Source organism: Chryseobacterium sp. SIMBA_028 (genome assembly GCF_046535285.1).
Lineage (GTDB): Bacteria > Bacteroidota > Bacteroidia > Flavobacteriales > Weeksellaceae > Chryseobacterium.
Genome location: NZ_JAWRWZ010000831.1, coordinates 1 through 235, shown reverse-complemented (window position 1 = coordinate 235; position 235 = coordinate 1). Strand labels below are relative to the sequence as shown.

Annotated in this window: 1 protein-coding gene; it reads right to left on the bottom strand. The window is 26.0% G+C overall.

Going from position 1 to position 235, the window contains the following annotated elements; translation table 11 throughout:
- Positions 1-23: 23 nt before the first annotated feature.
- Positions 24-235: hypothetical protein (locus tag SCA31_RS25530; protein WP_410699720.1), on the bottom strand; the 212-nt coding region annotated here is incomplete at its 5' end.

Here is a 235-nt window from a genome sequence, read left to right as displayed (position 1 = left end):
ATCGCATTTGCGATGGATTTTGTTTATTTGGAATTTTCTTTAGGTGGTTTCGGCATATTAGGATAACCACCTGCATTATTATGATTAGGTACAGAATGATACAGCTTATTTTCAAAGGTTTTCTTATACAATTCTATATAATCAGCATTATTCAATTCAAAATAATCAACTTTTATTGATTCAGTATTAAATGGAATTTTATATCTAACAGAATTTCTAAAATATAAATTCAATG